Origin of the sequence: Streptomyces sp. NPDC006296 (assembly GCF_040613235.1) — a bacterium.
GTDB lineage: Bacteria > Actinomycetota > Actinomycetes > Streptomycetales > Streptomycetaceae > Streptomyces.
This window is the reverse complement of sequence record NZ_JBEXRT010000034.1, coordinates 14,505-27,084: the sequence shown is the minus strand read 5'-3', so window position 1 is coordinate 27,084 and position 12,580 is coordinate 14,505. Positions and strand designations below refer to the sequence as shown.

Annotated in this window: 13 protein-coding genes; 7 read left to right on the top strand and 6 right to left on the bottom strand. The window is 70.5% G+C overall.

The window, feature by feature from the left end; all coding sequences use genetic code 11:
- Window positions 1-53 precede the first annotated feature (53 nt).
- The 3 genes from ABZ172_RS22435 to ABZ172_RS22425 all read right to left on the bottom strand — a co-directional run bounded on the left by ABZ172_RS22435 (window position 54) and on the right by ABZ172_RS22425 (window position 2,048).
- Entirely contained in the window at window positions 54-821 is a 768-nt protein-coding gene (locus tag ABZ172_RS22435; protein WP_356885668.1) for a helix-turn-helix domain-containing protein, read from the bottom strand.
- A gap of 287 nt (window positions 822-1,108) precedes the next feature.
- Complete coding sequence (locus tag ABZ172_RS22430; protein ID WP_356885666.1) at window positions 1,109-1,324, bottom strand: DUF5326 family protein; 216 nt, start codon at window positions 1,322-1,324, stop codon at window positions 1,109-1,111.
- 406 nt (window positions 1,325-1,730) lie between these two features.
- Complete coding sequence (locus ABZ172_RS22425) at window positions 1,731-2,048, bottom strand: cupin domain-containing protein (RefSeq protein WP_356885664.1); 318 nt, start codon at window positions 2,046-2,048, stop codon at window positions 1,731-1,733.
- Between the two features lie 78 nt (window positions 2,049-2,126).
- Here ABZ172_RS22425 and ABZ172_RS22420 point away from each other — a divergent pair, with 78 nt between their 5' ends.
- From ABZ172_RS22420 to ABZ172_RS22405, 4 genes are all read left to right on the top strand, one after another.
- Entirely contained in the window at window positions 2,127-2,504 is a 378-nt protein-coding gene (locus ABZ172_RS22420; protein ID WP_356885662.1) for a phage holin family protein, read from the top strand.
- A 64-nt stretch (window positions 2,505-2,568) separates the two neighbouring features.
- A complete protein-coding gene (locus ABZ172_RS22415) occupies window positions 2,569-3,693 on the top strand; it encodes a cystathionine gamma-lyase (RefSeq protein ID WP_356885660.1) in 1,125 nt (374 codons plus the stop codon).
- 274 nt (window positions 3,694-3,967) lie between these two features.
- Complete coding sequence (locus ABZ172_RS22410; RefSeq protein WP_356885658.1) at window positions 3,968-4,864, top strand: LysR family transcriptional regulator; 897 nt, start codon at window positions 3,968-3,970, stop codon at window positions 4,862-4,864.
- A 52-nt stretch (window positions 4,865-4,916) separates the two neighbouring features.
- Complete coding sequence (locus ABZ172_RS22405) at window positions 4,917-5,396, top strand: NUDIX hydrolase (protein WP_356885656.1); 480 nt, start codon at window positions 4,917-4,919, stop codon at window positions 5,394-5,396.
- Between the two features lie 315 nt (window positions 5,397-5,711).
- Here the strand turns inward: ABZ172_RS22405 and ABZ172_RS22400 are convergent, their stop codons facing one another.
- Window positions 5,712-6,956 carry an MFS transporter gene (locus ABZ172_RS22400; protein WP_356885654.1) on the bottom strand — a complete coding sequence of 415 codons (1,245 nt, stop codon included), beginning with the start codon at window positions 6,954-6,956 and terminating at the stop codon, window positions 5,712-5,714.
- A gap of 139 nt (window positions 6,957-7,095) precedes the next feature.
- Between ABZ172_RS22400 and ABZ172_RS22395 the strand changes: the two genes are divergently transcribed.
- From ABZ172_RS22395 to ABZ172_RS22385, 3 genes are read left to right on the top strand one after another with little or no spacing between them, the layout of a single operon-like run.
- The gene (locus tag ABZ172_RS22395; protein WP_356885652.1) at window positions 7,096-7,572 is read left to right on the top strand and encodes a MarR family transcriptional regulator; all 477 of its coding nucleotides are present in this window, start codon (window positions 7,096-7,098) and stop codon (window positions 7,570-7,572) included.
- A 10-nt stretch (window positions 7,573-7,582) separates the two neighbouring features.
- Window positions 7,583-8,035, top strand: a complete 453-nt coding sequence (locus tag ABZ172_RS22390) for a GNAT family N-acetyltransferase (RefSeq protein WP_356885650.1) — start codon at window positions 7,583-7,585, stop codon at window positions 8,033-8,035.
- Between the two features lie 40 nt (window positions 8,036-8,075).
- Complete coding sequence (locus tag ABZ172_RS22385) at window positions 8,076-9,239, top strand: winged helix DNA-binding domain-containing protein (protein ID WP_356885648.1); 1,164 nt, start codon at window positions 8,076-8,078, stop codon at window positions 9,237-9,239.
- 120 nt (window positions 9,240-9,359) lie between these two features.
- Here the strand turns inward: ABZ172_RS22385 and ABZ172_RS22380 are convergent, their stop codons facing one another.
- Both ABZ172_RS22380 and dnaB read right to left on the bottom strand, forming a co-directional pair.
- Window positions 9,360-10,739: a serine hydrolase domain-containing protein gene (locus ABZ172_RS22380; RefSeq protein ID WP_356885646.1), complete on the bottom strand. Its 1,380-nt coding sequence runs from the start codon at window positions 10,737-10,739 to the stop codon at window positions 9,360-9,362.
- Between the two features lie 88 nt (window positions 10,740-10,827).
- Window positions 10,828-12,285: a replicative DNA helicase gene (gene dnaB, locus ABZ172_RS22375; protein WP_356885743.1), complete on the bottom strand. Its 1,458-nt coding sequence runs from the start codon at window positions 12,283-12,285 to the stop codon at window positions 10,828-10,830.
- Window positions 12,286-12,580 lie beyond the last annotated feature (295 nt).

Sequence of the window (12,580 nt, the reverse complement as noted above, 5' to 3'; positions counted from 1 at the left end):
CCCTATTGACGCCATCGTGATGCACGCGATAGCAGATCACAAGGAGTGATTTTTCAGATACTGATAGAGAACACGAACGAGCGCAAGAGGGTGGTGACTTCACAGCGTAGTTGTTCGATTGCGGGGAGCAACTGTTCCTCTTGGTGCACCGGGAAGGAAACAGCCATGGCCGCGACAGCGGAACCGACAGTGATCGGAATGGCCGCGCACACCGTCCCCAGGGCGTACTCCTGGCGCTCGACGACGGGCTCCGTCCGCTTCATCGACCGCAGGCGGTTCAGCAGCGCCTGACGGTCCCTCAGCGAGTGCCGGGTCAGCGGTCGGACGGGGTGGCGGTCCAGGTGATCCTCGCGTGCACGTTCGTCCAGTTGCCCCAGGAGGCACTGCCCGAGGGCGTGCGCGTGGCCCGTCTCGCGGAACGAGGCCCACTCGCGCACCGCGGGGGCGGCGGGGGCGTCGGCCACCGCGACCATCTCGATCTCGCCGTCCTTGTAGAACGCGCAGTACACGGGCGCCCCGACGACGTGCGCCCAGTGCGCGAGCGAGTCGACGATCACGCCGGGCCGCGGGGCGGCGTGGCCTCCGCCCAGGCGCTCGGCCGCCGCACCGAAGAGGAAGACGCCGTTCTCCCTGCGGAGGTATCCCTCGTGGGTCAGGGTGCGCAGCAGGTGGTAGGCGGTGGGGAGGGGAAGTCCGGCCTCACGGGCGAGCTGTTTCGCCGGGGCCCCGTCGCGATGGGCGCCCACGGCCTCCATCAGTCTCAACGCCCGCTGAACCGAACCGATCAACGTCGGGACAGCGGTACTCGATGCCGTGGTCACAGGTCACCCCCGGGCATGGTGACGGGCTCTCGGCCCTCCCGCAGGGGCCGCCCCCACGGGCCCGCCGCGAGCCTGGGGTCCGAAGACCGGACGGTCGCACAAACCACTGGGCGGGATGGTGACAGACCGTCATTTCCCAGCTGGCGGCAGCGATATGTCACTGTATCCGCACGTTCAGTCACGAGTGAGGTTTCGTCCTCGACTTAGCTCCGCTGGGCTAATCGCCGCACAGGTGACCCGTCACGCGTTCCGTGTACGCAGCGTGACCACGTGGCGGGTCCGCTCCTTTACCAGCCGCCGCGCTCGGACGAGGACATGAACGCGCGGACGACAAAGATCAGGCCACCCACGAGAACGACGAACACCAGCACCTTGAACAGCAGCCCGATGACGAAGCCGACCACACTGGCGATCAGGCCACCGAACACGACGATCGCGATGAGGGGCACCGCGATCCACTTCACCCACCAGGGCATCCCCGCGAAAATCTCCCGCACCGCCATCACCGTTACCTCGTCTCCGTGAGTCCTTGCTCCGATGCTAGAGGCGCGGGGGTGGCCGACGGGGGCCCGGGAGCCCTTGAAGTCCCCTGAGCGATCCCCTAAGGGCCGTCCCGCCGCCCCGGGTGGGACCCGCGGCGGTCGGACGCGGTGCCTCGCGGGGCAGCGCAGGTCATCGCGGGCCCCGCCAGAGCGTCGCGCGGCAGCGCAGGGCTGAGGGACCTCCGCGTGCGGGGCGCAGGCGGCCGTTCCGGCCACGCGGCGCGCTGCCGTGGCCGTCCTCGTGCGCCCGGCGGGGACGACGGAACAGCCCTCGGACGGTGTGCGCGGAACCCCTGCGGACCCCCTCCCCGGCGGCGCGGCCGGACGTCCGCCCCGGACGCCGGGCGTCACCCGCGGAGGCCGGGCGTCAGCCCTCGGGCGGGGAGAAGACCACCATCACCCGGAGGTCCTCGGTGATGTGGTGGAACTTGTGGGCGGTCCCCGCGGGCACGTACACGACGCTCCCCCGTCCCACCTGGGTGGTCTCCGTGCCGACCGTGATCGAGGCCCGGCCGCTGACGACGAAGTACACCTCGTCCTGCGTGTGCGGCTGCTGGGGGTCGATCGCGCCGGCGTCCAGGGCGTACAGGCCGACGGACATGTTCCGTTCCCGGACGAACTGCAGATAGGCGCCGTCGTTGGCGGCGCGCTCCGCCTCCAGCTCGTCCAGTCTGAATGCCTTCATCGTCCGTCCGCCCCTCAGGCCCGCGCTCGTCCGCCCAGCCGGTGTCCGCCACCGATCTTGTCTGCCACGATCAGACACATGAAGAATTTCGTAGTCAAGACGATCGCCAACGCGGGTGCCCTGGCCGTGGCCATCTGGCTGCTCCAGGACATCACCCTGACCGGGGACAACACCGGACGCAAGATCCTCACCCTGATACTGGTGGCGCTCCTCTTCGGCCTGGTGAACTTCGTCGTCAAGCCGGTGGTGAAGCTGCTCACCCTGCCCCTGTTCATCCTGACGCTCGGACTGATCACGCTCGTGGTCAACGCGCTGATGCTGATGCTGACCTCCTGGCTGGCCGGCGTCGTCAACCTGAGCTTCCACGTCGACGGCTTCTGGACCGCCGTCCTGGGCGGCCTGATCATCTCGGTCGTGTCCTGGGCGCTCAACGTGGTGCTCCCCGACGAGGACTGAACCGCCCCCGGATGACACAGTGCGGAGCGGACCGGTGGACGCCGGGAGAGACGAGGGAGTGAGCATGAGCACCATGGGCGACGGCACGAGGGCCGTGCGAGCGGGCCTTCCCGAACCGGAGCAGTACGAGCCCACGCTCCCCGGGCCGGTGTTCGCCGCGCACTTCCACCTGTCCGGCGAACCCGTCGGTCCGTACACGTACGGCCGGGACACCAATCCGACCTGGACCCATCTGGAACGGGCCATCGGCGAGCTGGAGGCCCCGGGGGAGGAGGTGGAGACGACGGTCTTCGCCTCGGGGATGGCGGCCGTCTCCGCGGTGCTCCTGTCGCAGGCCCGCACCGGTGACACCGTGGTCCTCCCGGACGACGGGTACCAGGCGCTCCCCCTGGTGCGGGAGCAGCTGGAGGCGTACGGCGTCGAGGTACGCACGGCTCCGACCGGTGGCGACGCCCAGCTGGATCTTCTGGAGGGCGCCAGGCTCCTGTGGATCGAGACGCCCTCCAACCCCGGGCTCGACGTCTGTGACGTGCGCAGGCTCGTCGAGGCCGCGCACGCCGCGGGTGTCCTCGTCGCGGTCGACAACACCCTGGCCACCTCCCTCGGCCAACGCCCCCTCGAACTGGGTGCCGACTTCTCGGTGGCCAGCGACACCAAGGGCCTCACCGGGCACGGAGACGTCCTGCTCGGCCATGTGAGCTGCCGGGACCCACGCCTCGCGGCCGGCGTACGGCGCTGGCGCAAGGTGGTCGGAGCCATTCCCGGCCCCATGGAGGCCTGGCTCGCACACCGCTCGCTGGCGACCCTGCACCTGCGGATCGACCGCCAGTGCGCGACGGCCCTGGCGCTCGCCGAGTCCCTCGCCGGGCGTCCGGACGTGACGGGGCTCCGCTATCCGGGGCTGCCCACCGACCCGTCGTACCCGGTCGCCGTGCGGCAGATGCGGCGGTTCGGCTCCGTGGTCTCCTTCGAGCTGGCGGACGAGCGGACAGCCGAGCGCTTCCTGGCCGCTCTGCGGCTGGTGGACGACGCGACGAGCTTCGGCGGGGTGCGCTCCACCGCCGAGCGCCGGGCGCGCTGGGGCGGGGACGCGGTGCCGGCCGGCTTCGTACGGTTCTCCGTCGGCGCCGAGGATCCCGAGGACCTGCTGGCCGACGTGGCCCGCGCGCTGGACGCGTCCGCACGCTGAACCCTCCGCACGAGCTCCACGGCAGGACCGGTCCGGGACGGGCGTCCCCGTCCGCCGGACCGGTCCTGCTCGGACGAGCGGCCCGAACCTCCCCCCTCGTGGCTCGGACCGCTCCGGTTCTGGCGCCGAGAACCGTCTGGACAAGGCTAGTTGACTGTGCGTCAGTGTCCAATCACAGTAACGACAGCGCCCTATCCGCATATTTATGGTTGAGGCGGTCGCAAGGGACGGTGCGGGCCGGCGCACCGTCGCGCGGAGCCGGAGGGGATGAACCGTGGACCTGGCTCTGCTGCGCACGTTCGTGACCGTGCACAGGGCCGGCTCGTTCACCAGGGCCGCCGGCCTGCTCGGCCTGTCGCAGCCGGCCGTCACCTCGCAGATCCGCACCCTGGAGCGCCAGCTCGGCCGCCCGCTCTTCCTGCGCAGGGCCCGCGGGGTGACTCCGACCTCCGCCGGCGACGAGCTCGCCCACCGGGCCGCCCCTCACCTGGACGCGCTGGTCGACCTCGTCGAGGCAGGACTCGACGGGGACTCCGGGACGCGAACACTGCACCTGGCCGGCCCGCCCGAGTTCACGTCCGTCCGGGCGCTGCCGGCCCTCACCCCTCTGGTCTCCCAGGGACTCGCGCTGCGCAGCACCTTCGTCGCGAACACCGAGGACGCGCGGGAGGGGCTGGCGGCAGGACACCATGATCTGGCCATCACCACCGCCCGGCCCCGGGGCGGACTGCTGACCTCCACCACCCTCTGCGACGAGGAGCACGTCCTGGTCGCCGCACCGCGCTGGGCCGGGCACCTGGGGCCCGGAGCGCTGGGGCACAAGGGATCGGTGCTCCTGGAGCAGCTTCCCGTGGTCGAGGTGCACGAGAGCCTCCCGCTGGTCTCGCAGTACTGGGTGACCGTCTTCGACAGCCGTCCGGCCACCGCCGCCGCCGTGGTCGCCCCGGATCTCCGCACCGTCCTGGAGTGCGCGGTGGCGGGCGCCGGTCTCGCCGTGCTTCCGCGCTACCTGTGCGAGGACGCGCTGGAGCGCGGTGAGGTCGTGGCGCTGCTCGACCCGCCGGTTCCGCCGCTGCGCACGTACTTCCTCGTCGCACGGACCGGCACACTCGGTCTCCCGCACATCGCGCGGGCGCACGAGTGGCTGGTGCGTGCTGCTGTGGACTGGTGACCGGTGGGGCGACAGGAGTTTCAGACGGGGTTTCTCGGGCCACTCTCTTGCCATGACCGAACGCCCGGTGGTCAAGCGCACCGCTCGTGCCGTCCTGCTGGACGGTGACGACCTCATCCTGATCAAGCGCACGAAGCCCGGCGTCGACCCGTACTGGGTCACGCCGGGCGGAGGTGTCGAGCCGGAGGACGCCACCGTCGTCGAAGCACTGCACCGCGAGGTCGACGAGGAGCTCGGCGCCAAGATCGTCGATGTGGTGCCCTGCTTCGTCGACACCGTCGAGCACATCGCCGGCGGCGGCGTCAAAGGCGTGAAGGTGCAGCACTTCTTCGTCTGCCGGCTGGCCTCGATGGATCCGTCGCGTCGGCACGGCCCGGAGATCGAGGAACCCTGCGGGGAGTACGAGATCGTCCGGGTGCCCTTCAGCCGTGTCGGGATCGCCGCCGTCCACCTCGTCCCCCTGTCGCTGCGGCACTACCTGGACGGCAACATCGAGGGCGTACGGGCCCTGCACGCACCTGACCTGGGCTGAACCCCGGCCCGGGAGGAGGCGGTGCGGCACGCGGGCCGCACGCTCACACGCGGTGCCGACCCGACCGACCCGACGGGCGGGCGGGCGTCCCTCCAGCCGGGCAGGCAGTCCCCCAGGAGTGCGGACGACCCGTTCGGTCAGGCGGCGGGCGGGCAACCGCTCACGGCCGGTGTGCGCCCTGATCGTGCCTGGCGCCGCGTTTCACGTGAAACCACTCATGCGTCCGGTGCGCCGGTGCACTCCGGTCACCCTGGAAGCAGGTCACCGAGGCGAGGCGGGAGGTCCTGAGCCCGCCGCCCCCGGTCAGGTGGGCGCTCACCGCGGCGACACCGGCATCGGAGCTGTGGGGACCGACTCACCGGGGCCGCTGTCCGCGACCGAGCCGAGCGACGGTCCCGCGACCGGGGCTCCTGCGGCCGTCCGGCGCTCGATCGCCCCGGAGAGCACGGCCAGCAGCAGCGCCGATCCGGCCAGAGCGGCACCGACCCAGTTGGGCGCGGTGTAGCCGAACCCGGCCGCGATCACCATGCCGCCGAGCCACGCCGCGAGCGCGTTGCCGAGGTTGAAGGCCCCGATGTTGACGGCGGAGGCCAGAGTGGGCGCGCCGGCCGCCTGGTCGAGGACCCGCTTCTGGAGCGGCGGCACGGTCGCGAAGCCGAGCGCCCCGATGAGGAAGAGCGTCACCGCAGCGGTGAACGTGTGATGCGCGGTCACGGTGAACAGCGCCAGAACCGTGGCGAGCGCCCCGAGAGACACGTACAGCATCGGCATCAGACGGCGGTCGGCGAACATGCCGCCGAGCAGATTCCCGCCGACCATCCCCAGGCCGAAGAGGACCAGCAGCCAGGTCACGGACGACGGGGCGAAGCCGGCGATGTCCGTCATCATCGGCGTGACGTAGGTGATCGCCGCGAAGACGCCGCCGAATCCCAGCACCGTCATCGCCATGGCCAGCAGCACCTGGACGTTGCGGAACGCGGCCAGCTCGTGGCTGATCCGCACCCCCTGCGGCTTCGGCTGTTCCGGCACGAGCTTCGCCACACCGATCAGTCCCAGGACGCCGAGTCCCGCGACGACGAAGAACGTCACCCGCCAGCCGAGGTTCTGACCGATGAAGGTGCCCAGCGGAACTCCGACCACGTTGGCGACGGTGAGTCCGGTGAACATCATCGCGATGGCCCCGGCCTTCTTCTCCGGAGCGACCAGGTCCGCGGCGACGACCGATCCGATGCCGAAGAAGGCACCGTGGGCCAGCGAGGCGATCACTCGGCCGGCCAGCATCACGCCGAAGACGGGGGCGAGCGCGGACACCACGTTGCCCACGATGAAGAGCCCCATGAGGAGCATCAGCATGCGCTTCCTGGTCACACGGGTACCCAGCACGGTCATCAGGGGAGCGCCGAGGACCACGCCCAGGGCGTAGCCGGTGACGAGATAGCCCGCGGTCGGGATCGAGACCTGGAAGTCGGCGGCGACCTCGGGCAGCAGCCCCATGATCACGAACTCGGTGGTGCCGATACCGAATGCGCCGATGGCGAGGGCGAGAAGCGCGAGCGGCATGGATGTCACCTTCCTGAAGATTGCGTCTGCTCTTTACGTGCGTACACAATAATTGCAGACGCGCTTTAATTGCAAGCGCGGGCTATTGCGTCTGTGTCCTATCCTGGAGGCACGCAGCTCCCGTACGGAGGAGAGACCCGTGACCGCGACAGATCCCGCCCTGACGTCCCTCGCGCAGAGCTGGTGCGCCCTCTCCCTGCTGCACGGCAAGATCGAAGCCCGCATCGAACGGGCTCTCCAGTCCCGCCACAGCCTCAGCGCACGGGAGTTCTCGCTGCTCGACGTCCTGAGCCGTCAGCACAGCGGCACGGGCGGTCACCTGCAGATGAAGCAGGTGGCGGACGCGGTGGTGCTGAGCCAGAGCGCCACCACCCGGCTGGTCACCCGCCTCGAGGACCGGGGGCTGCTCACCCGGTATCTGTGCGACACGGACCGCCGGGGCATCTACACCGACGTCACGGAAGCGGGTCTCACGCTGCTGGACGAGGCCAGGCCGACCAACGACACCGCACTCCGCGCCGCTCTCGACGAAGCAGCCGAGAACCCGGAGCTCGCTCCCCTGGTCCGGACGGTCGAGGCGCTGAAGATCCCCGCCCGAGCCGGTGGGGATGCGTAGTCTGCCGATCATGAGCGATCTCGACATACGTCCCGCAGCACTCGCCGACCTCTCCGCCGTCGTGGCCATGCTGGCCGACGACCCGCTGGGCGCACAGCGCGAGTCCCCGGACGACCTCACCCCGTACCAGTGCGCGTTCCGGCGGATGTGCGACGACCCGAACCAGCATCTGGTCGTGGCCGTGCGCGAGGATCGCGTCGTGGGAACGCTTCAGCTCACCGTCATTCCCGGACTGTCCCGACGCGGCGCGACTCGTTCGGTCATCGAGGGCGTGCGCGTCCACGCCGATGAACGGGGCGGCGGCCTCGGCACCCAGCTGATCCAGTGGGCGGTCGACGAATCCAGGCGCCAGGGGTGCCAGTTGGTGCAGCTGACCTCGGACACCAGCCGCGTCGACGCCCACCGCTTCTACGAGCGGCTCGGATTCACCGCCAGCCATGTGGGTTTCAAACTCGCCCTCTGAGCCGCTGGTCCGGGCGGCTCCGCACTCCGGGAGGCAGCAGGTGCACCGCATCGACGACGCACAGCGGAGGATCAGGCTCGGCCGGCGGCATCTGCTCGCCCCCTCCGCCCGGGCCGCGTCCGTCGTCGCGGTCGCCGACGCCGTCGTCGCCCTGCACGCGACGGACGCCGCCACGGTCTACCTCTCCGCCTGCGCACGGCTCACCGACCCCGAGGTCGGAGCGGTGGAGCGGGCGCTCTACGAGGACGTCTCCCTGGTGCGGCTCCTGTCCATGCGGAACACCCTGTTCACGATGTCCAGGGCCGTCGCGCACGCCGTCGACGCCTCCAGCGCACGGGGCGTGGCCGCCAAGGAGCGCAAGAAGCTGGTCCGGCATCTGCGCGAGGACGGGAACGGTCTGGACGAGAGTTGGCTCGCCGAGACCGAGCAACAGACGCTCACCGCTCTGGCCGCACGCGGTCACGCCTCGGGAACCGAACTCTCGGCAGCGGTCCCGGCGCTGCGCACCAGGATCACCGTCTTCCCCGGGACGAAGCAGGAGACGGTGCAGGGCGTCGCCTCACGGGTGATCCGGGTGCTGGCCGCCGAGGGACGCATCCGGAGGGACCGGCCGCGCGGTTCATGGACCTCCAGCCAGTTCCGCTGGACTGCCGCCGATCCGTGGCCGGCGTCGGATCCCGCCCGGGCCCGGGTGGAGGTGGCCCGGCGCTGGCTCCGCTCCTACGGTCCCGCGACCGAAGGCGATCTGAAGTGGTGGACCGGCTGGGGCGTCCGGGAGACGCGCGAGGCCCTGGCGGCGCTGGCTCCCGAGAAGGTGCTGCTCGACAGCGGAGCCGTCGGCTGGGCCGCCCCCGGGGACCTCGGCGCCGAGCCTCCCCTGGAGCCCTGGGCGGCTCTGCTGCCCGGTCTCGACCCCAGCGCGATGGGCTGGGCCGACCGCGGTTTCCACCTGCCCCCGGAGCACCGGGCCGCGCTCTTCGACCGCGCGGGCAACGTCGGCCCCACCGTGTGGTGGAACGGCGAGATCGTGGGCGGCTGGGCCCAGCGGTCCGACGGCGAGCCGGTGTGGCGGCTGCTGTCCGATGTGGGCGGGGAAGCCGTCGGGCTCATCGAGGCAGAGGCGGCCCGGTTGTCGGCCTGGACGGGCGACGCACGGATCACTCCGCGCTTCCGCACCCCGCTGGAACGCGAGCTGGCTGCCTGATCCTCCGAGGACCGCGTGACCTGCCGGTCTGCCGCCGCAGGATCGGGCGAGATCCGGGGAGGGGTCCGCGTTTCACGTGAAACGCGGACCGGCGTCCTCCCCGCTCCCGTCATACGTTCCTCAGGGGGCGATTCCCCGCCAGCCGTCCGCGTCCACTCCACCGGGGATGGCCGCGGTCCGGTCGTACGGCTCCCGGGTGAAGACGAACGATCCCAGATCCAGATGGTCGACCGTGCCGTCCTCGGCCCGCACGACCCGGAGCGTCTCCCCCGCGTAGTAGCCGTTGAGGCCGACCCAGGTGCCGTCGGGGCGTGCCCGGAACCGTGCCGCGCGGCCGACGCCGCGCAGCGGCTCGAACTCCAGCCCCCGGTCCGCGAGCAGCTTCAGGGCGTGGACCTGCGTGCCCCAGTACCAGGGTCCGGTCAACGCCAGCAGTTCCTGGTCGACTTCGGGCAGCGGGCGCCAGGGTTCCGGCATCCTCGGCTCCGCATCGGCGACGATCCGGATGAGATCGGCGGCGATCGTGCCGGTGAGCGGGCCGGAGGTCGCGTTCGTGAGAACCACGGCCGCCACGTCGTCCTCGACGCTGAACAGCAGCGTCGCCAGGAAGCCGGGCAGCGATCCCGAGTGCCCGAGGAGCGTCCGGTCGCCTCGCCGCAGGACCTGCAGACCGAGGCCGTAGGCGCCGGTCCGGTCATCCGGCTCGGACGGGGCGGCGGGGGCGCGCATCTCGGCGACCGAGGACGCGCACAGCACCCGTTCGTCGCCCTGCGCGAGAAAGGCCGCGAAGCTCAGCAGATCGGTGGTGGTCGACCAGAGCTGACCGGCCGGGGCCATCAGCCCGAGGTCCTCGGCCGGCTCGGGCAGCATGACGTCGGCCCAGGGATGGACGGCCCAGCCCTCGGCATGCGGGGCCCGGGCCTGCGGAGTCGTACGGTCCATTCCCAGGGGCTCCAGGATCTCGCGCCGCAGCACGTCGGCCCACGGCTCACCACGCAGGCGCTCGACCAGCGAGCCGAGCAGGGTGTAACCCGGGTTCGAGTAATGGTGCCCATGACCGGACGGGTGCAGCAGCGGCTGTCCGCCGAGTACGTCCACAAGCTCGGGACGTACGGTCCCCGGCGTCCGCTCCCACCAGGGCGCGGGTGTCTCGGCCCCCAGCCCCCCGCTGTGGCCGAGCAACTGAAAGACGGTCACCTGCCCGACCCCCGTGCCCGGCAGGTACGTCTCGATGGGATCGTCCAGATCGAGCAACCCTTCGTCGCGCAGGCGCATCACCAGCACCGCGGTGAACGTCTTGGTGAGGGATCCGATCCTGAACTGCGTGTTCCCATCGGGTTCATGGCCGTCCACACCACCGCACGCACCGCTCCAGGCGGTCCGCCCCTCCCGCCGCACGGCGGCGACGAGGGACGGCGTCCGGCCTTCGGACTGTGCGGTCGCGACACGGTGGAGCAGGGCACGCCGGGTGCCGGGAAGCAGGACTTCACAAGAGGTCATGCCCCAGGATGACCCGCGCCCCCGTCGTCCGACGACCGCATCCAGAGCCGACGCCTCCGGCACCGGGCCGGAGGGCGAGCAGGAGACCTCAGGTCTGGGCCATGTCGACGAAGCGGGAGTAGTGGCCCTGGAACGCCACCGTGATGGTCGCCGTCGGGCCGTTACGGTGCTTGGCCACGATCAGGTCCGCCTCGCCCGCACGCGGTGACTCCTTCTCGTACGCGTCCTCGCGGTGCAGCAGGATCACCATGTCGGCGTCCTGCTCGATGGAGCCGGATTCACGCAGGTCGGAGACCATCGGCTTCTTGTCCGTGCGCTGCTCGGGCCCACGGTTCAGCTGGGAGAGCGCGATGACCGGCAGCTCCAGCTCCTTGGCGAGCAGCTTGAGGTTACGGGACATGTCCGAGACCTCCTGCTGACGGCTCTCGGCCCGCTTCGCCCCGCCGGACTGCATCAGCTGCAGGTAGTCGATGACCACGAGCTTGAGCTCGTTGCGCTGCTTGAGGCGACGGCACTTCGCCCGGATCTCCATCATGGAGAGGTTCGGCGAGTCGTCGATGTAGAGCGGGGCGGCCGACACGTCCGGCATACGCCGGGCCAGTCGCGTCCAGTCCTCGTCGGTCATGGTGCCGGAGCGCATGTGGTGGAGCGCCACACGGGCCTCGGCCGACAGGAGGCGCATCGCGATCTCGTTCCGTCCCATTTCGAGGGAGAAGATCACGCTGGGCAGATTGCCCTTGATCGAGCAGGCACGGGCGAAGTCCAGGGCCAGCGTGGACTTACCCATGGCAGGACGGGCCGCGATGACGATCATCTGGCCGGGGTGCAGGCCGTTGGTCAGGGCGTCGAGATCGGTGAACCCGGTCGGCACACCGGTCATCTCGCCGCTGCGGGACCCGATGGCCTCGATCTCGTCGAGAGCCCCCTCCATGATGTCGCCGAGCGGCAGGTAGTCCTCGCTGGTGCGCTGCTCCGTGACGGCGTAGATCTCGGCCTGCGCCGAGTTGACGATCTCGTCGACGTCGCCGTCGGCCGCGTATCCCATCTGCGTGATCTTCGTGCCGGCCTCGACGAGGCGCCGGAGCACCGCACGCTCGTGGACGATCTCCGCGTAGTACGAGGCGTTGGCCGCGGTCGGCACCGACTGGACCAGCGTGTGCAGATACGGGGCTCCACCGACCTTGGTGATCTCGCCCCGCTTGACCAGCTCGGCCGCCACCGTGATCGGGTCGGCCGGCTCGCCCTTGGCGTACAGGTCGAGGATCGCCGTGTACACGGTCTCGTGGGCCGGACGGTAGAAGTCATGGCCCTTGATGATCTCCACGACGTCCGCGATGGCGTCCTTGGAGAGGAGCATGCCGCCGAGCACCGACTGCTCGGCGTCCAGGTCCTGCGGAGGCACCCGCTCGAAGCCGGACGACCCGCCGTCCCAGCCGCCCTCACGGCCGCGCTCGTGCTGCTCCTCGCGTCCCTTGCCCTCACCGCGGCGCTGACGGGAGACGGGCAGACGGTCACTGGGACCGACATCCGCCCAGGGGTCGTCCAAAGGCTCGGGAATGCTCACCGGGCCACCTCCTCCCGTCCGCTTCGCGGACCTAGCCGTGCCACTCTTTCTTACGCCACGGCACCGACAAACAGGACGCCCGACTCCGGTTCCGGCGCATCAAGTTCTGGGACTTCGAGCCGGAACGGAGTACGGGCGCCGCTCCACGGTAGGCCGGTCCGCACCGTCAGCCAATCTGGTTATCCACAGGGCATGTGGACGACGGAGCAGATGCTGTGGAGAAGTGCTCGGATCCTGTGCACGGACCGGGGGACAGCACTGTGGACAAACTCATAGA

Excerpts from the sequence above, each read along its gene's own strand:
- ABZ172_RS22430 (WP_356885666.1), bottom strand. The coding sequence starts at position 1,324 with ATGGCGGTGCGGGAGATTTTCGCGGGGATGCCCTGGTGGGTGAAGTGG.
- ABZ172_RS22425 (WP_356885664.1), bottom strand. The coding sequence starts at position 2,048 with ATGAAGGCATTCAGACTGGACGAGCTGGAGGCGGAGCGCGCCGCCAAC.
- ABZ172_RS22420 (WP_356885662.1), top strand. The coding sequence starts at position 2,127 with ATGAAGAATTTCGTAGTCAAGACGATCGCCAACGCGGGTGCCCTGGCC.
- ABZ172_RS22415 (WP_356885660.1), top strand. The coding sequence starts at position 2,569 with ATGAGCACCATGGGCGACGGCACGAGGGCCGTGCGAGCGGGCCTTCCC.
- ABZ172_RS22405 (WP_356885656.1), top strand. The coding sequence starts at position 4,917 with ATGACCGAACGCCCGGTGGTCAAGCGCACCGCTCGTGCCGTCCTGCTG.
- ABZ172_RS22400 (WP_356885654.1), bottom strand. The coding sequence starts at position 6,956 with ATGCCGCTCGCGCTTCTCGCCCTCGCCATCGGCGCATTCGGTATCGGC.
- ABZ172_RS22390 (WP_356885650.1), top strand. The coding sequence starts at position 7,583 with ATGAGCGATCTCGACATACGTCCCGCAGCACTCGCCGACCTCTCCGCC.
- ABZ172_RS22380 (WP_356885646.1), bottom strand. The coding sequence starts at position 10,739 with ATGACCTCTTGTGAAGTCCTGCTTCCCGGCACCCGGCGTGCCCTGCTC.